We start from the raw sequence: 18,576 nt of genomic DNA on the forward strand, positions 1-18,576 counted from the left end.
GAGCACCAGCACAGTGACCACTCCCCACCAGCCCGGTGAACCCGCCCGGGGCGAGGAGCCGTTCGGCTCCCCCACTCGCCCGCCGGCCTTTGTCGAGTTGCCCCACCAGAGCACGTCACCTTCCGAGCCGAGCGCAACGGCGGACGGGGTGGCGAGTGCCGAGGCGCAGTCCGTCGCCGGCCGGCTCGCGACGACCGTCGAGCGGCTGCGGCGCGAGGTCTGGGCGGCCCAGGCCGCCGCGGACGGACGCGCTCTCCTCGAACTCGCGAAGGGAATCCTGATCGAGCGCCTCGGCTTCGGTCCGACGGAGGCCGCCCGGCATCTGACGGCCCTGGCCGAGCGGGCCGGCGTGCCACCGCTCGAACTCGCGGTCGACGTCATCAATCAGGCGGCCCGCGACCGGCTCTCGGAGATCGCCACGGAGCTCGTCGCCGACTCGGCCGCTCTTCCCGAGCGTGCCGACGCCCGGGACCGTTCGTCCACGGCCGTCCGGTTGCGTGCGGCAGAGAGCGGCGCCCTGGCGGCGGACGACGCGCAGTCCGTCGCCGACTCCCTGCTCCAGCACGCGCTGGCTCCGCTCGGCGCGAGCGCCGTGGCCGTATGGGCGGCACGGGCCGACGGCTCCCTCACGCTCGCGGGCAGCGCGGGATTCTCCAGGGCCGAGTCCGCCCGCTGGTGCTACATCCCGCCGGGCGTGGCGACCGTCGCCAGGCAGGCGCTCACCGAGCGCGGTACGCAGTGGTTCCCCTCGCTGACCGAGGCGGATGTTCCGTCCATCGGCCGCAGTGAATTCCCGGACGGCGGCAGGGTCGCCGTCCCCGCCGGCACCGGCGGTCGTATCCACGGTGTGCTGGAGATCAGCTGGCCCGCTCCCCTGGCACCGCAGCCCCCGCAGATCGTGCGGCAGGTCGAAGCCCTGGCCGAGCTGTGCGCCCACACCCTCGAGACGCAGACCCCGTTGGCCGGTCCCTCCCCGGTCGGAGAGCCGCGCGCCCTGGCGGCCTCCTCGGAACTGGTGCACCTGGCCGAAGGACTGCACGATCCGGCTCTGGTCCTCGTACCGCACGCCGATGACAACGGGTACCTGGTCGACTTCCGCATCGACTACGTCAACGGGCGTTTCCTCGACCCGGCGGGACGCCCGCGCAGCGCCGTGAACGGTGCGCTGTTCCTGGAGGCCTATCCCATGGCCGCCGGGGACAGCGAACTCTTCGAGCAGATCGAGCGGGTGTACGCCACCGGGGAGCCGTTCCGCGCCCAGCGGATGACGCTCACGGCGCTGGTGGAGCAGGTACCGCTGTCCGCCGTCGCCGACATTCACGTCAGTCGGCACGGCAGCAGCCTCATCCTCATCTGGCGCCTCGAGAACGAGGCCGCACGCCTTGCCAGCCTCCTGCAGAACGCCCAGCGGCTGGGACGTATCGGCGGCTTCGAGGAGAACCTGCTCACCGACGAGATCACCTGGAACAGCCAGTTGTACGCGCTCTTCGGGCGGCCCACGTACAGCTCTCCGGTGCCTGTGCAGGAGCTGGCGGCCCATGCCCATCCGGACGACACCGTGGCCATCGGCCGATTCCTGCGGACCATAGTGCACCACCGCCGCCCCGCCTCGGCGGCCTTCCGGCTCCAGCGCCCGGACGGCGTGACCCGGCACATGCGGGTGGTGGCGGAGCCTGTCCTGGACGCGGACAAGCGGCTGCTCGCCGTCCGCGGCGCCTACCAGGACATCTCCGCACAGCACTGGACCGAGGTGGCCCTCGCCGTCACCCGCGACCAGCTCGCGCACACCGAGCAGCAGGCCGCCGAGCGCAATCGGCTGGCTCTCCAGCTGCAGCACGCCATCATGCCCCCGACCCAGGCGCCGCTGGAGATCCCACAGCTCCAGCTCGCGGTCCGGTACCGGCCCGCCGAGACCGATCAACTGGTCGGAGGCGACTGGTACGACGCCGTCGTCCTGCCCTCCAAGCTGGTGCTCCTGTGCGTCGGCGACGTCGCCGGCCACGGAATCGAGGCCGCGACGAGCATGGTCGTCCTGCGCAACGCGCTGCGTGGCCTCGCGGTGACCGGCGCAGGGCCGGCCCAACTGCTGTCCTGGCTCAACATCGTCGCCCACCATCTGACCGGAGCGGTGACGGCCACGGCCGTGTGCGGTCTGTACGATCCGTCCCGCCGCGTCCTGCGCTGGGCGCGGGCGGGTCACCTCCCGCCCGTCGTGGTCCGCGGCCCGGAGGCCACCCCGCTGCCTCTCGTACGAGGGATGCTGCTCGGTGCGGTGGCGGAGGCCACGTACGAGGAGGAGGAAGTGTCCCTGGAGCCCGGCGACACCCTGCTGATGTACACCGACGGCCTGATCGAGCGGCGCGACGTGTCCGTGGAAGAGGCGCTGGCCCAGCTGCTCATCACCGCCCGGGCACAGACGCCGAGCCTGTCCCATCAGCTGGACCGGCTGCTCACCTACAGCAGGTCGGACACGGACGACGACACATGCATCGTGGGCATCCGCGTGTCGTGACCCGTCGGCGCGCACCGGTCCGAGGTGCCCTCCTGGGCGCGTCCGGCCTGGCCGTGTGTTTGTGGCGTGAAGATCGAGAAGAGGGGTACACGGGGCTGGCCCCCGTCCGTTTCCCGAGTCAAAAAGGGTGGATCGAATGACAGCCGTGGCCGCACCCGCCGCGACCCGCACCACTGGGCAGCACCCGACCGCACCGGCACACGAGGTCGAACTCGACGCCATCGCCGACCCGTTGGCGGTGAGCCCGAAGGACGCGCGCGAGCTCTCTCGCCACTTCTTCGCCCGCCTGTCCGTGCTCGAGGAGGGCACTCAGGACTACCAGTACGTGCGCAACACCCTCATAGAGATGAACCTGACGCTCGTCAGGTACGCGGCCTCGCGCTTCCGCAGCCGAGGCTCCGGTGAGATGGAAGACATCGTTCAGGTCGGAACGATCGGCCTGATCAAGGCCATCGACCGGTTCGAGCTGTCGCGGGAGGTCGAGTTCGCGTCCTTCGCCGTCCCCTACATCGTGGGCGAGATCAAGCGCTTCTTCCGGGACACCAGCTGGGCCGTCCATGTGCCGCGGCGCCTCCAGGAGGCACGGGTGGAGCTGGCCCAGGCCACCGACGAACTCAGCCGGCGCACCGGCCGCACTCCGACGGTACGGGAACTGGCGGAGCTCATGTCCCTGACCGAGGAGGAGGTCATCGAGGCGCGCAAGGCGGCGAACGCCTACCGGAGCTCCTCCCTGGACGCGTCCCTCTCCGGCGACGGGTCCGCCGACAACGAGTCGGTCCTCGCCGACTTCATCGGGCGGGAGGAAACGGCGCTGGAGCTGATCGAGGACATGCACTCCCTCGCGCCCCTCGTCGCTCAGCTCGACGAACGTGACCGGCGGATCCTGCATCTGCGGTTCGTCGACGAACTCACCCAGGCGCAGATCGGGGAACGGCTGGGCATCTCCCAGATGCACGTCTCACGCCTGATCAACAAGATCATCACCACGCTGCGTGCGGGACTGCTCAGCGAGTGCACGGGCTGACCCCGAGCACGGCCGTGGGGCCGCGGTCCGGTGGACCGCGGCCCCACTGCGTTGCCCGGGTCGTCAGTGCTTGAAGACGTCCTTCGTCTTCTCCTTCGCCTGGCGGGCGTCACCCTTCGACTTCTCCGCCTGTCCCTCGGCGGCCATCCGCTCGTTGCCCACGGCACGGCCGGCCGCCGCCTTGGCCTTGCCCTTGGCCTGTTCCATCTTTGCCTTGGCCTTCTGATCGCCAGCCACAGATCTTCACTCCAAGCCGCCATCGACAATGCGTTGTCGCTTCAACGAGTGACCCCCTGCGCCACATCCAAACCCGGCATTCGCCGCCATTTCCGGGCGTTCTCCCTAATGGCCGTCGAGCTGATCGCGGTGCGCGGGATCACCGAGGTGCTTGCCCTCGTCGAACTCGGGCGATCCCTTGATCTCGGCCTTGGTCCGCGCCACCACGATCTTCTTCTCCTCGTGGTCGACGCCGGTGATGCCGGCGGCCGGCAGCATCACCTTCCTGCCGAAGATCCACACTCCGGTGTCGACGAGAACGTACTGGGAGTCGACCAGACGGGACTGTTTGTCGACCTTGCCGACGCGCCCGTCGGCGGCCTCGACCCGGTATCCCGCCAGATCCGCGTCCGGAGTGTGGCCGGCGGTCGGAACGAAGGACGAGATGTTGTCACTCACGCGTACTCCTCGGGTTGGTTTCTCATCGGGCGTGCACCGGACCGGCTGACCGGTCCGAAGCCGGGTAGACGGACGAGGAAAACGTCCGTTCCGACATCCTCAGGAGACAAGACATGCCCGGAATCGTGGACCGGATCAAGCAGTTCGCCAGGAGCCCCCAGGGCCGGCGCACCGTCGCCGAGGCGCGCCGTGCCGCGGCCGATCCCCGTCGACGCGCTCAGGCTCAGCGCCTGCTGGGGAAGTTCCGCGGACGGCGCTGACCTCTCCGTCGGGCAGGTTTCCTGTCAGCGTCTGCGGCTCCGGCTCGCCCAGCCGGAGCCGATGCCCGCGACATGGAGGGACAGCAGGGCCAGCCCGATCAGCATGAAATTGGTGGAGGTGAAGACGTCGTTCGTCGCGATGTCGGCCGCATTGATGAGGAAGGCGATGAAGAACAGTACTGCTGCAACGATGCCGAGCATGGCATCTCCTCTCGTCGGTGGCACCCGTATGCCCCCGACAGGAGGGAGTACGCGGTGCACCGCGAAGCAGCCGGTGACTTCCGCCGACACGTGTGGCGGGCCGTTTGGCGGGTAATCGGGCCGTGCTCGCTGCGGGTCGGCGCCCAGTACCGCGAGAGGTTGATCACGCGGGCCGGGCGTCCCGCCGGGCATCGGCGCCTGACCTCAGGGTAGGCGAGCCATGTCAGCCAGTGCTTGATGGAGGAAATTGTGTCGACGGAACAAGCCCCCCTGTCCATTGATGTGACGCTCCCCCGGGAGGACGTCGCACTTGTCACCGTCAAGGGGTTCTTGGACGTCGACACGGGGACCGAGCTCCACCACCATCTCGCCAACCAGATGCATCACGGTCGGCGACATCTGCTGCTGGACCTCTCCGCGGTTCCCTTCATGGATTCGTCCGGCATCAACATCATCCTCAAGGCCTACAAGGAGACGCGCCGCGTCGAGGGCAGCGTGCGCCTCATCGATCCCGCTCCGGCGGTGCAGCGGATCCTCGACCTCACCGGCGTGAGTCTGACGGTTCCGTCCGCCAAGAGCCTCGACGAAGCCCTCGCCGAGACGGGCGATGCGACGGACCGGCAGTAGCGGGGGCCGCCCCCGGCCGGCGCGCGGGTTCCACCTGACCCACCCCGGCCACCCGGTCCGCCCGGTGAGCGGGCCGCGTCGGGGACAATAGTTGCCGTTTGACAACTGTAGTCGTGAGGCAACAAAGTGTGAGGCGTCTCAGGCGCGGGAGGATCCGAGATGTGGCGGGCGACAGCGGCCGACCGTACCGAGCGACCAAGGCATGAGCGCCGCGCCTCGACGCGCACCGCCGGCCGGGGCGGTCCTCACGCCGTGCGGGCGTCCGCTCCCTCGTGCTCCTGGATCTGCGCCGCCGCGGTGGCGCAGAAGGCTTCGAGCCCTTGCAGGAGTGCCGTTCGCTTGGCGGCGGGCATCCGTGCCAGCACGGACTCCAGGGCACTCTCGCGGCGTGACCGCACCTCGGCCAGGAACGAGCTGCCCCGATGGCTCAGATACAGGCACAGCTCACGGCGGCTGGTCGCGCTCACCGCGCGCTCCACGAACCCCACCGCCTGGAGCCGGTCGCAGAGTCTGCTGGTCGACGGCGGGCTGGAGCCGAGTGCGTCGGCAAGGGTGCGCAGATTGATGCCCTCGTTGTGCTCGAGAATGAAGAGCACACGCAGCTGGGAGGCGGAAACAGGCGCTGTCGAGGCGCGCCCCCACAGGATTTCCAGCAGTTCGGCCGCCTCTGAGGTCACACGCGCCACCTCAGTGGGGTGCGGGCGCGTGCTGGAGGACGTCACCGTCTCACTCTCCCAGGGTGCTCGGGGGCTGTCAGCTCGCCGGGGCGACAGCTCGCAACCAACCATAGACACCGGCACCGGCGCATGGGCGATGGCCTCCCCTGGAACGTGGGTGCGAAATCGTACTAGTCGAAGAATGGCGTATCCGACATCGTGAACAGATTCGTGGCAGTCGAACGGGCTCTGCGCACCGCGGCTCCCCACCAGTTGCTGGACGCGCTCCGCGAGGTGCTGCGCAACCGGTACGCGGCCGAGTCCGTCGAGTTCCTCCTGGCCGACTACGGGGTCACGGTCCTGCAGCCCCTCTCCCCCGAGGTCTCCGCCACTGGCCCCGTCCCGCTGCACGACAGCCGGGCCGGCCGGGCCTTCGGTGCCCAGGAGCCCTTCCTGGAGGAGCCGGCCGACGGCCTGGCCCGCGTGCATCTGCCGGTGACGGTACGGGGCGACCGGCTCGGCGTCCTCACCGTCACGCTGCCCTCCGAGGACGTGAAGGACTCGCTGCCCGAGCTCCGCGAGATCGCCGAGGTCCTGGGCCACGCGGTGATCGTGGCCGAGCGGGACACCGACGTGTACGTACAGGCACGGCGCAAGGACCGGCTCACGCTGGCGGCCGAGATGCAGTGGCAGCTGCTCCCCGGCCGTTCCTGCTCCCGGCCGGAGTACGCGCTCGGTGCCCAGCTCGAGCCCGCGTACGCGATCTTCGGTGACAACTTCGACTGGTCCGCCGACCCCGACCGCCTGATGCTCTACATCACCAACGGCATGGGCGAGGGCATCGAGGCCTCCCTGCTGACCAGTCTGGGCATCAACGCGCTGCGCAACGCACGGCGGGCGGGGATCCCCATCGAGGATCAGGCGGCCCTCGCCGATCAAGCCGTCTACGCCCAGTACCGCGGCACGTCATATCTGGCCGTGCTCCTGGTCGAGTTCGAGCTGTCCACCGGCCGCATGAAGGTGGTCGACGCGGGCTCGCCCCGCATGCTGCGGCTGCGCGGCAGAAGCGTCGAAGCGGTGGATTTCGAGGCCCAGTTGCCGCTGGGCATGTTCGAGGAGACCGACTACGTCGCGCAGGAGTTCCACGTCGAACCGGGTGACCGTCTCGTCTTCGTGAGCGACGGTGTGCACGGCGTCGCCGCGCCGGGGGGTGAGACGTACGGGGAGAAGGCGTTGACCAGGGCCATCACCGCCACGAGGCTGCTTTCGGCGGCGGAGGTGCCCCACGCGGTCCTCAGAGAGCTGTCCGGCCACCGCGGCGGCCCGTCGCCCGCGGACGACGCACTCGTCGTATGCCTGGACTGGTACGGCCGCCGAGGGGCCTCCCCGGCTCCCGAAGGTGATTGACCCGAACTCGTCATCCAAAGTGGCATGCGCGGGACGCGGTTGGGCAGGTTTCCGCGTCGTCGGACGATCTCCGGGGTATCGGTTGTCGCTCACGATCCGGCCATGACTACAGTTGCCGTGCGACAAGAAACCGCCTTTCCCCGGCGAGCCCCACAGCCAGGAAACCTTACATACGAAGGAGACACATACGTGACGGATCAGGAGCCGGTGGCACACCACGAGGCGCCGACACAGGCGCTCGGGGACTTTCTGCGACGCCGCCGCGAGCAGATCGCCCAGCGCTGGGCCGACGAGGCACTGTTCCGCACGGTCTTCACGGTGTCCCGCGACGAGGCCGTGGAAGCGGCCGGGGCCGTGGTGGAGGCACTCGCCGCGGTGGCGTTCTCGGAGCGGATCGAGAACCTGGGAGCCACCGGCTTCGCCGCCGTGCGGGAACAGCTCGGACGCATGGCGGCCGCGCGCTCCCGGGCAGGCGCCTCGGCCGACCAGATCGCCGACGACGTGTCGGCGCTGCGCCCCTCGATCACGGAACTCCTGAACGCCGACCTGTCCGAGGCGCCGGACGAGGACGCCCGCGAGCTGCTGATCACTCTCACCGTCCTCCTGGGCACCCTGCGACTCGTCGTCCTGGAGACGGTGCTGACCGCCGGCGAGGAACTCATCGAACGGCAGCGTCTCCAACTGCTCGAAGTGGCCACGCCCGTCATCAAACTGTGGACCGGCATCGTCGCCGTGCCCCTCATCGGCACCCTCGACAGCGCCCGCAGCCAGGTGGTGATGGAGAGCCTCCTGGACGCCGTCGTCGCGCAGCAGGCCCGGTTCGCCATTCTGGACATCACCGGCGTACCGACCGTCGACTCCTTGGTGGCACAGCACCTGATGAAGACGGTGGCAGCGGCGCGCCTCATGGGGGCCGAGTGCATCGTCTCGGGCATCCGGCCGGCGATCGCGCAGACCATCGTGCACCTCGGGATCGACCTGGGCACCGTTGTGACCCGTGCGAGCCTCGCGGACGCACTCGGTTACGCCCTGCACCGGCAGGGCGCCGTGATCGTCGATCAGGCGTCGGCCGGTGGGATCCAGCAGTGATCGGCGACCCCCTCGGCCGACCAGGCATCCATGTACCCGTACTCAAACTCGGCAATGTCCTTCTCGTCACCCTCCAGGGCGACCTGCACGACCACGCCGCGGAACAGTTGCAGCAGGACATCGGCGAGGCCGTCGCGAGCAGCGCCGTGACGGGCGTCGTCATCGACGTCTCCGGCGTGGAGATCGTCGACTCCTTCCTCGGCAGGGTGTTCGCGGAGATCGCCGCGACCGCCCGGCTGCTGGCCGCGCAGACCATCGTGGCCGGTATGCGGCCCGCGGTCGCCATCACCCTGGTCGAGCTGGGCCTGACCCTGCCCGGACTGCGGACGGCGCTCGACGCCGAGCAGGCCATGCGGCTGCTGACCGGGACACCACCGCACCTGCCGCACGTTCCAGGCCGCCGGGAGAGCGCGTGACGGAGACTTCGGGCCGCGTCGCCGCCTGCCTGCCGATCCGCTCGGACATGGATCTCGCATGGGTGCGGCAGCATGTGCGGCAGGCGGCCGCCGAGCTCGGTTTCGGCCTGGTGGATCAGACCAAACTGGTCACCGCGGCCAGCGAGCTCGCCCGCAACACACTCATCCACGGCGGAGGGGGGCAGGTCCAGTGCACTCCCCTCGAGATCGGCCGGTCCCGGGGGCTTCGCCTCACCTTCAGCGACGAAGGACCGGGAATCGCCGACATCGAGCAGGCGCTGGGCGACGGCTACACCTCGGGCGGCGGGCTCGGGCTGGGGCTCGGCGGTGCCCGGCGGCTGGTGCACGAGTTCTCCATCGACAGCCGTCCGGGAGAGGGGACTTCGGTCACCGTCATCTGCTGGTCCGCGGGTGCGCCGCACACGCGAGAGGAGACGCGATGACACGCGTCCGAGAAGTGCCCGTGCACGACTCGACCCGCGTCCGGGACGTCCGGGTGGCCGCCGAGGCTACGGCCCGGCAGGCGGGGCTCGATGAGGACCGCACCGCCGCAGCCGCGCTCGTGGCCACCGAACTCGCCACCAACCTGCTCAAGCACGCGGGCGGCGGCCGGATACTGATCGACTCCGTGGACGCGTACCTCGGGCCCCCGACGGCGTCACCCGACCCTGTCGTACAGATCGTGGCCATCGACCACGGCCCCGGGATCACCGATCTGCCCGCCGCGCTGGGAGACGGCTTCTCCACCGCCTCGTCGCTGGGCGCGGGACTGGGCACATGCCGGCGGGTCGCCGACGCGTTCGACCTGCACAGCTCGCCGGGCCGGGGCACCGTCGCCCTGGCCCGGATCCATGGCGCGGCCAAGAGCCGGGCCGAACGCCACGAGCGGCGCGCCGACGCTCCGGTCCGGGCCGGCGGGATCAACATCCCTCTCGCGGGCGCCGATGTGTCGGGCGACGCCTGGGCCTGCGTACGCGCCGCCGATCGCGTCACTCTGCTCCTGGCCGACGGCCTGGGCCACGGCCCCGGTGCGGCCCACGCCTCGGACGCTGCCGTGGAGCAGCTGCACCGCTCCGCACACCTGTCTCCGCCGGAGCTGCTCGCGCAGCTGCACACCGCCCTCCGTGACACCCGGGGTGCCGCCGTCGCGGTCGCCCAACTCGACCTGGCCGCCGGGAGTCTGTCCTTCTCCGGCATCGGGAACGTCGGCGCCCGGCTGCGCTCCGGCGACAGCTGGAAGCCGCTCCTGTCCCACCCCGGGATCGTCGGCGCACACCGTCCGGCGCGGATGCCCCATCACCGGGTGCCGTGGACGGACGACAGCCTCCTCGTTCTGCACAGTGACGGCCTGCCCAGCCGGTGGACCCCTCCGCCCGCCGTCCCGCTCGGCGCCCTGGACCCCGCGGTGACGGCCGCCGCGATCGTCCGCGACGCCAGCAGTTCCGCCCGGCCCGTACGCGACGACACCGCGGTGGCGGTGCTGTCCTCCACGCCACCGGACCCACGACCATGACCCACACCTGGTACATCAGCACCGTCACCGACGCGGCCGGTGCCCGGATCGCCGTCGCGCGCCTCGCGGCCGCCCACGGCGTCCCCGTCCTCGACCGCACCCGCCTGGTCACCGCGCTGACCGCGCAGCTGCGGCAGTGCCTCACCAAGGGCGGCGCCTGGCGACTCGTCCTGGAGACCGTCGCCCCGGCGGCCGGCCAGGAGCACGGCCGGCTCGACGTCACCCTGTGTCCGGGCCGGGACGGCACCGCAGCCGAGCGGCCGGCCTGGCACGCGGCCGTCGACTTCACCGAACCGGGCGACCTCGACGCGGTCGCCCGGGTGGCGGCCGACCCCGCGACCCTGGCCGACGCGCTCTTCGGCGCGGACGAAGACACCGCACGGGTCATGGAGAAGCTCACCGAACAGGAAGCGCTGGTCGCCTTCCACCGTGAGGAGCTGCACCAGACGAACCAGGGCGTCCTCGCCCTGCACGCCGAACTCGACGCGGCCGGCGAGGCCCAGCGCGAACTTTTCGCCGCCGAACGGGAGGCGCGTCAGGAGGCGGAGAAGGCGCGCCACAGGCTGACCTTTCTGGCCGACGCCAGCGCGGCCCTGACCTCCTCTCTCAACCATGAGGAGATCCTGCGCCGGCTCCCGGAACTCCTGACCCCGGCCTATGCCGAGAGCGTCGATGTGTGGCTGTTCGCGGACGAGGACAAGCAGCGACAGAGTCCCCGCCCCGCGGCGGCCGTCACCGCCGCGCGTACCGGCCGCCCCCAGTACGCCGCCGAGCACCCCGGTGGCCTGCCCGGTGTGGACGACGTACCCCCGTCCGCCCTGCGCCCCGACCGGCCCCTGCTCTGCATCCCGCTGCCCATTCGCCGGGCGCCCCTGGGCGTGATGACGCTCACGCCACCGGGCGAGCGGTGGGACCCGGACGACGCCGTGATGCTTCTCGAACTGGCCCGCAGAGCGGGCATCGCGATCGACAACGCGCAGCGCTTCGAGCACAGCCGCGACATCGCCGAAACACTGCAACGCGCCCTGCTGACCGACTTGCCCACGACGCCCGGACTACACCTGGCCGCCCGCTATCTTCCGGCCACGCACGGACTGAACATCGGCGGCGACTGGTACGACGCCTTCCGGCAGCCGGACGGGAGTCTGATCACCGTCATCGGCGACGTCACCGGGCACGGTCTGCACGCCGCCGTGATGATGAGCCAGCTGCGCACCGCGCTGCGTGCCTACGCCGTCGACGGAGGCAGCCCGGGCCAGCTCCTCACGCGGCTGCACCTGTTCCTCCACCATCTGCAGCCGGACCTGTACGCGACGGCGGTCATCGCCCGTTTCCGCCCCGACGAGCCGACGGTCACCTGGGCCGCCGCCGGTCATCCCCCACCGGTGCTGCGCCTGCCCGACGGGCGCGTACGCACGCTGGACGCCAAGCCGGGCGCGATGCTGGGCATCCCGCTGGGCCAGGACATCGGCGACCACACCGTACGGATGCCGCCCGGCTCGACGCTCGCCCTGTACACAGACGGGCTCGTCGAGCGGCGCGCTCACGGGATAGACCCGGGTATCGGGCGTCTGGCCACGGCGCTCTCGGCCCTGCGCGGCCCGGACCTGGACGAGGACCTGGACGCCTCCGCCGACCGGATCCTCGACCCACTGCTGTGCGACTCGGAGCGCGACGACGACATATGCCTTCTGCTCTGTCACATCGACAGCGAGCCGGTGCCGGCGCTTCACTCCTGAGCGCGCCGGTGCCTGTCCCCGCCCGCCCCGGGACGGGCACGGGCTTCGTGGAAGGCGTGCAGACCGTGCTCCAGCGACGTCCGCTGCGCCGGGGGCATGGCGGCGAGCACGGTCGCAAGGCTCCGTGACCTCCGCTCCGCGACCTCCAGGAGGACCCGCCGTCCGTGCGGGGTGACCCGCAACTGCAGCTCGCGCCGGTTGCGGGGATGCGACATCCGCTCCAGCAGGCCCGCGGCCTCGAGCCGGTCGCAGAGCCGGCTGGCCGCGGGCAGTGCGATCCCGAGGGTGTCGGCCAGTGCCGTGAGATTGAGTTCCGACCGGTGCCACACGGCTCGGAGGGCTTTCAGCTGGTAGGCGGACAGGCGCGGGCTGACGGCCTCGGCGGCCGCGGTCCACAGGGTCACGAGGTTCTCCACCGCGTCCGCGACCTGCCGGGCCACCGCCTCGGGGCGACGGCCCGCATCAGCTGCGTCACTCGGCTCCCTCTCATCCCGCACGGTTCATCACGTGCTCCCCCGGCCCGTGCGCGGGTCCGTCGGTCCCTGGTCGAAGCCGCCTCGACCAGGCCCGGGCGTCGCCCGCGTCCCGGCCCCCGGCCGGGGTCCGGCGAGCCACAGGCCACAGCGGTATGTCACACACAGTTCTCTTTCTCCGGGTGGCGCCTACACGGTTGTCCTGATGCGCGGCCTACCCGAGGAGCCGGATAGTACGCAGGCTGCGAGCAGCTTCTTCATGGGATCGCCGCACAATACGCGGGGGCTTTGCATGTATCGCCTCCGTCGTTTCGGGAACTCATCAGCCACAGAGGAAACCCATAGGAGACCGAACGCCGATGCGGATGCGTGGTAGTCAGCGGCCGGGCAGTGGCCGCACACGGAGATGTGAAAGCCGAGGACAGAATGGACCACGGTGATCCGTCGGCACGACAGCCCCCGGAGGACAGGCGAGATGTCAACCAAGCCGCGTCGGGAAAGCCCCTTGCCCACTGAAGACGTCAGGAGCCTCACCGCCGCCTTCGACGGCGACCTGCGGAACGTGACCGACGCCCGGCTCGCCGCGGAAGGCTTTCTGCGGACTCTGGCGCGGGCTTCACCCCCGACGAGCCCCGAGTGCGAGCACGATGTCCTGCTGGTGGTGAACGAGTTGGCCGCCAACGCCGTCCAGTACGCGCCCGGCCCCTTCACACTGCGTATGCGCACGACCTTCGACGGGGTCCATGTCACGCTGCGGGACACCAGCACGACACGACCGGCGCCGCGCCCCTTCCATCCCAGCCGGGGCGGTGGCGGAATCGGCTGGCACCTCGTGCAGTCGCTGTGCACGCAGGTGAGCGTGGTCGTGCATCCCGAGGGGAAGGACATCCACGTCTTCCTGCCCTGGTGAGGCGGGCCGGCGGCCGGGATTCCCGGCCCCGTTTCCGCCATCGCCCGGGAAAGTCCCACGGAAGTTCGTCCCCCCGTCGACGCACTCATGTCCTCGCGAATGCGGGTGGGTTGGGGCGGCTCCCACCGCGGGGACGACTCACTCGGTCCGGTCTCGAGGAAGCTCTCGGTAATACGCGCCGACGCTGCCCAGGTACTCCGGGTCCAGCGTCTCGCTGTCGGTGCGGAAGAGCGGAGCCGCTTTCACTTCCTCCTTCGTGCACGCCAGAGTGATCTGCCGCGCCTGGGTGTCGATGCCCGTGATCACGCCCACGGGGATCAGAACGCTCTTGCCGAACACCCACACCCCGGTGTCGACGACCAGGTGCCGCATGCCCACGTCATCGGCCTGCCGGTCCACCTGCCCGATCGTCCCGTCGGTCGCCTCGACTGTGAACCCTGTCAGGTCCTGTCCCTCCATGTGGCCGGTTGCCGGCTCGTAGAACCACGGTCCGTCGATGCTCACGCCGTTTCCTTCCCTGCCGAGGAGCCGTGCCGCGAGGCCGGGCGAGCGTGCGGTGCGCGCCGGCCACCGCTCACCTCCGCGCGGGCGGAGAGGGCGGCCTCGCCACGACAGGACTCCGTTGCGAACGTCCTGCACATATCCCGGATCGCCGTCCGCACACCCTCCGTCGCGCGATCGGTGCGTCCGCCCGCTCAGCCCGTGCCGGGCCGCTGTTCGTCGGCTTCACCGGCGTCGTCGGCGACGCACGGCGCGGTGAGGTGGTCGAGCGTGCCCGTGATCTCCAGGAGGCGCTCCAGGCAGGCAGGGCGCTCGTCCAGGTACAGGCTGACGCCCGCCGCGTCCGTACGACGACGGACCATGAGGAGGGCGGACAGGCCCATGGAGTCGACGGAGCTCAGTTCCGCGAAGTCCAGCCGCAGGGCGGACAGCGGCGGGCCGGTCTCGCGCCGCTCGGCGAGCAACAGTTCCGTGGCGCGCACGAATGCGTGGCACGACTCGTAGTCCAGGTCACCGGCGACGCGCACCACGGCCACCGTGGAGTCCGCGTCGGCCGTAGTGGTGAAGTACGGGGAGGAAGAGGTGGTCATACGGGCTTTCCGGGGCCGGGGATCTTCAGTGCTGCCGAGCGGGTCCGCAGGGCGCCGAGCGCCCGGCCGAGGATACGCCGGGCCCCGGGGGAAGTCCTCGAGCAGCCCCGTGAAGATGGCCAGAGCCGGGCGCAGGGAGCCGGCGGGGACACCCCGGGCGGTGAGGATGTCCGCTCCCGGGCGACGGTGAGGCGGACTGCGGCGCGCGTTCCGGCCCGCTCCGGCCCGACCCTGGTCTGCACGGGAGCGATCAGGTCGAGCAGCACCATCTCGACGTCGGCACCGCCGCGCAGGCGGCGCGGACCACGGCGGAGACGGCGGATTCGTCGCCCGCGTACACCGCCGACGACAACTGGTCGCGGTTCTCCTCCGGTTCGGCGGCGTCGAGGGCGGGAGCGGGAAGCGCGGGAGCGGCGGTCATGCCAGATGATTCGGGCGGCGCTGAGCGGGGCAACGTCGAGCGGCCACTGCCGTGCGACCGCCGGCTACCAGGAAGCGGACTCGCCGCGGGCCGGCTGCGGGAGCTCGATCTCCGCGGTGACCTGTTTGCCGGGCGAACCGGGCTGCACGATGACGGACCGGCTGACCGCGCGCACGATCTCCAGCCCGTGCCCGCCGATCCGGCACGCGTCCCGCGGCCGGGGAGTCGGCATCTTGCTCGACGTGTCCCAGACGGCCACGCGTACCGCACGGCCGTCCGCGGACAGCTCCACCTGCAACCCACAGGGGCCTGGGGCGTGCCGTATCGCGTTGGTGACCAGTTCACTGACGACCAGCTGGATGTCACCGACGAGTCGGTCCGGCAAGGGGGTGCCATCGGCCTCTTGGACCTCGGACAGGAAATTCGACGACGCGGTGCGCCCCTCCACTGCGGTCGCGGTGCCGCCTTCCCACGTGACGCGGCAACGTGGCGTGGCATGCCTGCCCGGAGCCTGTTCTTTCGATACTTGCTGCCAGAGCGAGATGACCATGGGGTGATTCGCCTTACACGGTAGGTTTTGCTGCCTTCTAGGTAGATCGTTACCTCTTCCGCCTACCCTCGGCACCCCGGAGTATGGCCACTCATCCCTCGGGTCACTCGTCCGCCGCGTAGCCGGACAGCCGTATAAGCCGTGGTCACGAATCATGTTCGAAATATCGAACACTCGCTGCCGGACGGGTGAGCCGTCTACTTGTCGATTCACGACACAACCCGCGCCGACGTGAGCTACATTCGAGCACCGTCGATCTCTGGGGAGGGCGACATCGCAAGGAGAAATCGGGGGCGGCCGTCATGCACAACTTCGGGCTCCCTCCGTCGGCCACGCCGGTCATGACGGGAGGGCTCGCCGACAGCGTCTTCGAGACGGCGCTCGGCAATCCCGGACTGCCGCAGATCGCCCGGCGCTCCCACGACTCCCCGGGCACCTGGACCCAGGTGAGCGCGGCCCAGTTGCGCGACGAGGTCGTCGACCTGGCCAGGGGACTCATCGCGTCCGGGATCCGCCCGGGCAACCGAGTGGCCATCATGTCGCGCACCCGTTACGAGTGGACCGTGCTCAGCTGCGCGCTGTGGTCACTGGGCGCCGAGATCGTGCCCCTCTATCCGAACTCGTCGCACGAACAGGTCGCCTGGATCCTCAAGGACGCCGACTGCGTCGGGGTGCTCGTCGAGGACGAACAGGGCGTCATGACGGTCGGGTCGGTGTGCGCGGGGCTGCCCCGGCTGCGACACGTCTGGCAGCTGGACTCCGGCTCCCTGGACGAACTGGTCGAGCGGGGCCGGCCGGTGCCGGCCGCGACGGTCGACTCGCTGCGCCGGATCGTGCTGCCCGACTCCACCGCCGTCATCGCCTACACCTCCGGTACGAGCGGACACCCCAGGGGGTGCGCGCTGAGCCATCGCAGTCTGGCCAGCACCTGCGACACGCTGCTGGACGGATGGCGGCACACCGCGGCCTCGCCCGGCGAGCAGCCGGCCGTCCTCGCCTTCCTCCCCTTCTCCCATGTGTACGGCCTCATGGTCCAGGGCCTGTGCCTGCGGGGCGGCCTGCTGATGGGGCACGAGCCCGATCTGCGCGCGGAGTCCCTGGCCGCCGCGTTCCGGTCCTTCCGCCCCACCTATCTGTACGCCGTGCCCTCCGTCTTCGAGAAGATCTACAAGAGCTTCCTCACGGCGGCCGAGCGCACGGGCCGGGGCACGTTGTTCGAGCGGGCCGCGCGGACGGCCCAGGACTACGCCGAAGCCGCCGAACAGCAGCGGCTGGGGACGGGGCCGGGGCCGGGCTTCGACCTGAAGCTCCAACACGCCTTGTACGAAAGGGCTGTGTACCGCAAACTCCGCGACTCGCTGGGCGGCAGGATCTGCGGAGCCGTCTCGGGCGGCTCACCCCTCAACCGCGAACTCACCCTCTTCTACGCGGGAATCGGGATCATGGTCCACGACGGCTACGGCCTGACCGAGACCAGCGGGGGCATCACCGCCCAGCCCGTGGGCCGGGAGAAGTTCGGAACCGTGGGGCGGCCTCTGCCCGGCACGGACATCCAGGTCGCCGAGGACGGCGAGATCCTGGTCCGCGGGCCATCGGTGTTCCAGGGCTACGTCAACGACATCCCGGGCACCCGGGCGTCCCTGCGCGACGGCTGGCTCGCGACCGGCGACCTCGGCCGCCTCGACTCCGAGGGCTATCTGTCGATCACGGGCCGTAAGAAGGACACCATCGTCACGAGCAGCGGCAAGAGCGTCGCGCCGTCGGTCCTCGAAGAGCGACTTCGGGTGCATCCGCTGATCCACCAGGCCGTGATCGTCGGCGAGAACCGGCCCTGTGTGGGCGCCTTGATCACCCTGGACCCCGACTATCTGCCGCACTGGCGCACGATGGTGGCCGCCCAGGCCGACGCGCCGAGCCGGGAGGCACGCGAGCAGAACGCGGTGCTGCAGGAGGTCACGCGGGCCGTCGCCGCGGCCAACAGCTTCGTCTCGCGCTCCGAATCCATCCGCGTCTTCCGCATCCTCCCGGAGCCCTTCGACCCAGCCAACGGATTGCTCACGCCCTCCATGAAGCTGCGCAGGGACGTGATCGTGCGCCGGTACGCCACCGAGATCGACGCCATGTACCAGTCGTCGGCGCGGACGAGAGTGAAGTCCCTCTCGGACGAACCCGTGAGCTGGGAAGAGCACGAAGAGAACGAGGACGACGTGTTCCGGCGGGTCCGGTAGCGGCACGGCACGCATACGTGGCCGCCGCCCCCCTCCTTCCCGGGTCGGGGAGCGGCGGCCACGGGCCGGGTCCGTCAGTGGCCGGGCCAGCCGTCCAGGTGGCGATGGACGGTGACGGTGGGCCGCTCGTCCCCCTTGGGCGCGCCCGCCACCGCGTCGTGCAGCACGGTGTTCACCTCGCCGGCCAGCGCGTCGGCCCGCGCCTTGACCTCGGTGGCCGGGAGCGTCGAACGGGTCAGGTCGTCCAGTCGCCGGTGGATGTCGGCGAGCTGTCGCTGGGCCTGCGCGTCCAGGCTGAAGGGGCGCGGGGTGGAGACGACGAACTGGTAGGCGCCGGCCAGGGTCTGGCAGCCGTCGCAGTGCTTGTTGACGGCGTCGCCCCGGTTGACCGCGTTGAGATGGGTCTGGTCGCCGGACATGGTGACGATCTGGAAGGACAGGGCCACCGAGCGGCAGCGGTCGTCGACCGAGCAGCCCACGCCGACGGCATTCGCCTGGTTGCGGACCGTGGCGGCGTTGACCGTGCCGAGCTGGCGCACGGTGAAGGAGTCCTTGGTCTGGCTGTGGTGGCGGAAGTCGGCGCGGCTGAACGTCTGGTCGGCGGCGACCGCGGAGTGCTGTGGCACCCCCGTGGCGGCCTGCGCGGGCACGGCGGTCGCCATCCCGGCGGCCCCCGCGGCGAACAGGCCCACGCGGACGGCGCGTTGACTGAAGACGGAGCTGGTACGAGGCTTTCGATGGTGGTTCACGTGGATCTCCTGCTGGAGTGACTTCGGCGGACGGA

22 protein-coding genes are annotated in these 18,576 nt (G+C 70.6%); 12 read left to right on the forward strand and 10 right to left on the reverse strand.

Features of this window, described 5'->3' with window-relative positions; all coding sequences use genetic code 11:
• Positions 1-148 precede the first annotated feature (148 nt).
• Together SAVERM_RS05930 and SAVERM_RS05935 are read left to right on the forward strand one after the other, a co-directional pair.
• Positions 149-2,512, forward strand: a complete 2,364-nt coding sequence (locus tag SAVERM_RS05930; RefSeq protein ID WP_042492768.1) for a SpoIIE family protein phosphatase — start codon at positions 149-151, stop codon at positions 2,510-2,512.
• Positions 2,513-2,648: 136 nt separating this feature from the next.
• Positions 2,649-3,536, forward strand: a complete 888-nt coding sequence (locus tag SAVERM_RS05935; RefSeq protein WP_010982525.1) for an RNA polymerase sigma factor SigF — start codon at positions 2,649-2,651, stop codon at positions 3,534-3,536.
• 63 nt (positions 3,537-3,599) lie between these two features.
• Here the strand turns inward: SAVERM_RS05935 and SAVERM_RS38945 are convergent, their stop codons facing one another.
• Together SAVERM_RS38945 and SAVERM_RS05940 are read right to left on the reverse strand one after the other, a co-directional pair.
• Positions 3,600-3,773, reverse strand: a complete 174-nt coding sequence (locus tag SAVERM_RS38945; RefSeq protein WP_010982526.1) for a CsbD family protein — start codon at positions 3,771-3,773, stop codon at positions 3,600-3,602.
• A 105-nt stretch (positions 3,774-3,878) separates the two neighbouring features.
• Positions 3,879-4,211 carry a hypothetical protein gene (locus SAVERM_RS05940; protein ID WP_010982527.1) on the reverse strand — a complete coding sequence of 111 codons (333 nt, stop codon included), beginning with the start codon at positions 4,209-4,211 and terminating at the stop codon, positions 3,879-3,881.
• Positions 4,212-4,324: 113 nt separating this feature from the next.
• Between SAVERM_RS05940 and SAVERM_RS43230 the strand changes: the two genes are divergently transcribed.
• Entirely contained in the window at positions 4,325-4,471 is a 147-nt protein-coding gene (locus tag SAVERM_RS43230) for a hypothetical protein (RefSeq protein ID WP_167544191.1), read from the forward strand.
• 24 nt (positions 4,472-4,495) lie between these two features.
• On the opposite strand, the gene SAVERM_RS43235 is transcribed toward SAVERM_RS43230, so the two are convergent.
• Positions 4,496-4,672, reverse strand: coding sequence for a hypothetical protein (locus tag SAVERM_RS43235; RefSeq protein ID WP_107083072.1), 177 nt, complete (start codon positions 4,670-4,672; stop codon positions 4,496-4,498).
• 237 nt (positions 4,673-4,909) lie between these two features.
• On the opposite strand from SAVERM_RS43235, the gene SAVERM_RS05945 reads away from it, so the two are divergent.
• Positions 4,910-5,299, forward strand: a complete 390-nt coding sequence (locus SAVERM_RS05945; RefSeq protein ID WP_037650237.1) for an STAS domain-containing protein — start codon at positions 4,910-4,912, stop codon at positions 5,297-5,299.
• Positions 5,300-5,544: 245 nt separating this feature from the next.
• Here the strand turns inward: SAVERM_RS05945 and SAVERM_RS05950 are convergent, their stop codons facing one another.
• Positions 5,545-5,976 carry a MarR family winged helix-turn-helix transcriptional regulator gene (locus SAVERM_RS05950; protein WP_037650235.1) on the reverse strand — a complete coding sequence of 144 codons (432 nt, stop codon included), beginning with the start codon at positions 5,974-5,976 and terminating at the stop codon, positions 5,545-5,547.
• Between the two features lie 198 nt (positions 5,977-6,174).
• Between SAVERM_RS05950 and SAVERM_RS05955 the strand changes: the two genes are divergently transcribed.
• The 6 genes from SAVERM_RS05955 (at position 6,175) to SAVERM_RS05980 (ending at position 12,119) form a co-directional block, all read left to right on the forward strand.
• Positions 6,175-7,362 (forward strand): PP2C family protein-serine/threonine phosphatase, encoded by a 1,188-nt coding sequence (locus SAVERM_RS05955; RefSeq protein ID WP_010982531.1) that lies wholly within the window; start codon positions 6,175-6,177, stop codon positions 7,360-7,362.
• A 189-nt stretch (positions 7,363-7,551) separates the two neighbouring features.
• Positions 7,552-8,451, forward strand: coding sequence for an STAS domain-containing protein (locus SAVERM_RS05960; protein ID WP_010982532.1), 900 nt, complete (start codon positions 7,552-7,554; stop codon positions 8,449-8,451).
• A complete protein-coding gene (locus SAVERM_RS05965; RefSeq protein ID WP_010982533.1) occupies positions 8,448-8,867 on the forward strand; it encodes an STAS domain-containing protein in 420 nt (139 codons plus the stop codon). Before SAVERM_RS05960 ends, SAVERM_RS05965 begins: the two co-directional genes overlap by 4 nt.
• Before the next feature lie 47 nt (positions 8,868-8,914).
• Entirely contained in the window at positions 8,915-9,310 is a 396-nt protein-coding gene (locus SAVERM_RS05970; RefSeq protein WP_010982534.1) for an anti-sigma regulatory factor, read from the forward strand.
• Positions 9,307-10,380, forward strand: a complete 1,074-nt coding sequence (locus tag SAVERM_RS05975; RefSeq protein ID WP_010982535.1) for an ATP-binding SpoIIE family protein phosphatase — start codon at positions 9,307-9,309, stop codon at positions 10,378-10,380. Before SAVERM_RS05970 ends, SAVERM_RS05975 begins: the two co-directional genes overlap by 4 nt.
• A complete protein-coding gene (locus SAVERM_RS05980; RefSeq protein ID WP_010982536.1) occupies positions 10,377-12,119 on the forward strand; it encodes a PP2C family protein-serine/threonine phosphatase in 1,743 nt (580 codons plus the stop codon). The genes SAVERM_RS05975 and SAVERM_RS05980 overlap by 4 nt, the downstream gene beginning before the upstream one ends.
• On the opposite strand, the gene SAVERM_RS05985 is transcribed toward SAVERM_RS05980, so the two are convergent.
• Positions 12,110-12,616, reverse strand: a complete 507-nt coding sequence (locus tag SAVERM_RS05985; protein WP_010982537.1) for a MarR family winged helix-turn-helix transcriptional regulator — start codon at positions 12,614-12,616, stop codon at positions 12,110-12,112. The genes SAVERM_RS05980 and SAVERM_RS05985 overlap by 10 nt on opposite strands.
• Before the next feature lie 451 nt (positions 12,617-13,067).
• On the opposite strand from SAVERM_RS05985, the gene SAVERM_RS05990 reads away from it, so the two are divergent.
• Positions 13,068-13,502 carry an ATP-binding protein gene (locus SAVERM_RS05990; protein ID WP_010982538.1) on the forward strand — a complete coding sequence of 145 codons (435 nt, stop codon included), beginning with the start codon at positions 13,068-13,070 and terminating at the stop codon, positions 13,500-13,502.
• A gap of 138 nt (positions 13,503-13,640) precedes the next feature.
• On the opposite strand, the gene SAVERM_RS41345 is transcribed toward SAVERM_RS05990, so the two are convergent.
• From SAVERM_RS41345 to SAVERM_RS46035, 4 genes are all read right to left on the reverse strand, one after another.
• Positions 13,641-14,006, reverse strand: coding sequence for a hypothetical protein (locus SAVERM_RS41345; RefSeq protein ID WP_037650226.1), 366 nt, complete (start codon positions 14,004-14,006; stop codon positions 13,641-13,643).
• 191 nt (positions 14,007-14,197) lie between these two features.
• The gene (locus SAVERM_RS06000; RefSeq protein ID WP_010982540.1) at positions 14,198-14,593 is read right to left on the reverse strand and encodes an STAS domain-containing protein; all 396 of its coding nucleotides are present in this window, start codon (positions 14,591-14,593) and stop codon (positions 14,198-14,200) included.
• Between the two features lie 250 nt (positions 14,594-14,843).
• On the reverse strand, positions 14,844-15,014 hold the full coding sequence (locus SAVERM_RS42685) for a hypothetical protein (RefSeq protein ID WP_154696720.1): 171 nt from the start codon (positions 15,012-15,014) through the stop codon (positions 14,844-14,846).
• Between the two features lie 64 nt (positions 15,015-15,078).
• Positions 15,079-15,399 carry an ATP-binding protein gene (locus SAVERM_RS46035; protein ID WP_237528720.1) on the reverse strand — a complete coding sequence of 107 codons (321 nt, stop codon included), beginning with the start codon at positions 15,397-15,399 and terminating at the stop codon, positions 15,079-15,081.
• Between the two features lie 467 nt (positions 15,400-15,866).
• Between SAVERM_RS46035 and SAVERM_RS06010 the strand changes: the two genes are divergently transcribed.
• The gene (locus tag SAVERM_RS06010) at positions 15,867-17,792 is read left to right on the forward strand and encodes an AMP-dependent synthetase/ligase (RefSeq protein WP_010982542.1); all 1,926 of its coding nucleotides are present in this window, start codon (positions 15,867-15,869) and stop codon (positions 17,790-17,792) included.
• A gap of 74 nt (positions 17,793-17,866) precedes the next feature.
• Here the strand turns inward: SAVERM_RS06010 and SAVERM_RS06015 are convergent, their stop codons facing one another.
• Positions 17,867-18,541, reverse strand: coding sequence for a hypothetical protein (locus tag SAVERM_RS06015; RefSeq protein WP_037650222.1), 675 nt, complete (start codon positions 18,539-18,541; stop codon positions 17,867-17,869).
• Between the last annotated feature and the right edge of the window lie 35 nt (positions 18,542-18,576).

The organism is Streptomyces avermitilis MA-4680 = NBRC 14893, from assembly GCF_000009765.2.
In the GTDB taxonomy this organism is placed as follows: Bacteria; Actinomycetota; Actinomycetes; order Streptomycetales; family Streptomycetaceae; genus Streptomyces; species Streptomyces avermitilis.

Bases quoted from the DNA above. Each gene is read 5' to 3' on its own strand.
- SAVERM_RS05935 (WP_010982525.1), top strand. From the start codon at position 2,649: ATGACAGCCGTGGCCGCACCCGCCGCGACCCGCACCACTGGGCAGCAC.
- SAVERM_RS43230 (WP_167544191.1), top strand. From the start codon at position 4,325: ATGCCCGGAATCGTGGACCGGATCAAGCAGTTCGCCAGGAGCCCCCAG.
- SAVERM_RS43235 (WP_107083072.1), bottom strand. From the start codon at position 4,672: ATGCTCGGCATCGTTGCAGCAGTACTGTTCTTCATCGCCTTCCTCATC.
- SAVERM_RS05945 (WP_037650237.1), top strand. From the start codon at position 4,910: ATGGAGGAAATTGTGTCGACGGAACAAGCCCCCCTGTCCATTGATGTG.
- SAVERM_RS05970 (WP_010982534.1), top strand. From the start codon at position 8,915: ATGGATCTCGCATGGGTGCGGCAGCATGTGCGGCAGGCGGCCGCCGAG.
- SAVERM_RS05975 (WP_010982535.1), top strand. From the start codon at position 9,307: ATGACACGCGTCCGAGAAGTGCCCGTGCACGACTCGACCCGCGTCCGG.
- SAVERM_RS05980 (WP_010982536.1), top strand. From the start codon at position 10,377: ATGACCCACACCTGGTACATCAGCACCGTCACCGACGCGGCCGGTGCC.
- SAVERM_RS05990 (WP_010982538.1), top strand. From the start codon at position 13,068: ATGTCAACCAAGCCGCGTCGGGAAAGCCCCTTGCCCACTGAAGACGTC.
- SAVERM_RS06000 (WP_010982540.1), bottom strand. From the start codon at position 14,593: ATGACCACCTCTTCCTCCCCGTACTTCACCACTACGGCCGACGCGGAC.
- SAVERM_RS42685 (WP_154696720.1), bottom strand. From the start codon at position 15,014: ATGACCGCCGCTCCCGCGCTTCCCGCTCCCGCCCTCGACGCCGCCGAA.
- SAVERM_RS06010 (WP_010982542.1), top strand. From the start codon at position 15,867: ATGCACAACTTCGGGCTCCCTCCGTCGGCCACGCCGGTCATGACGGGA.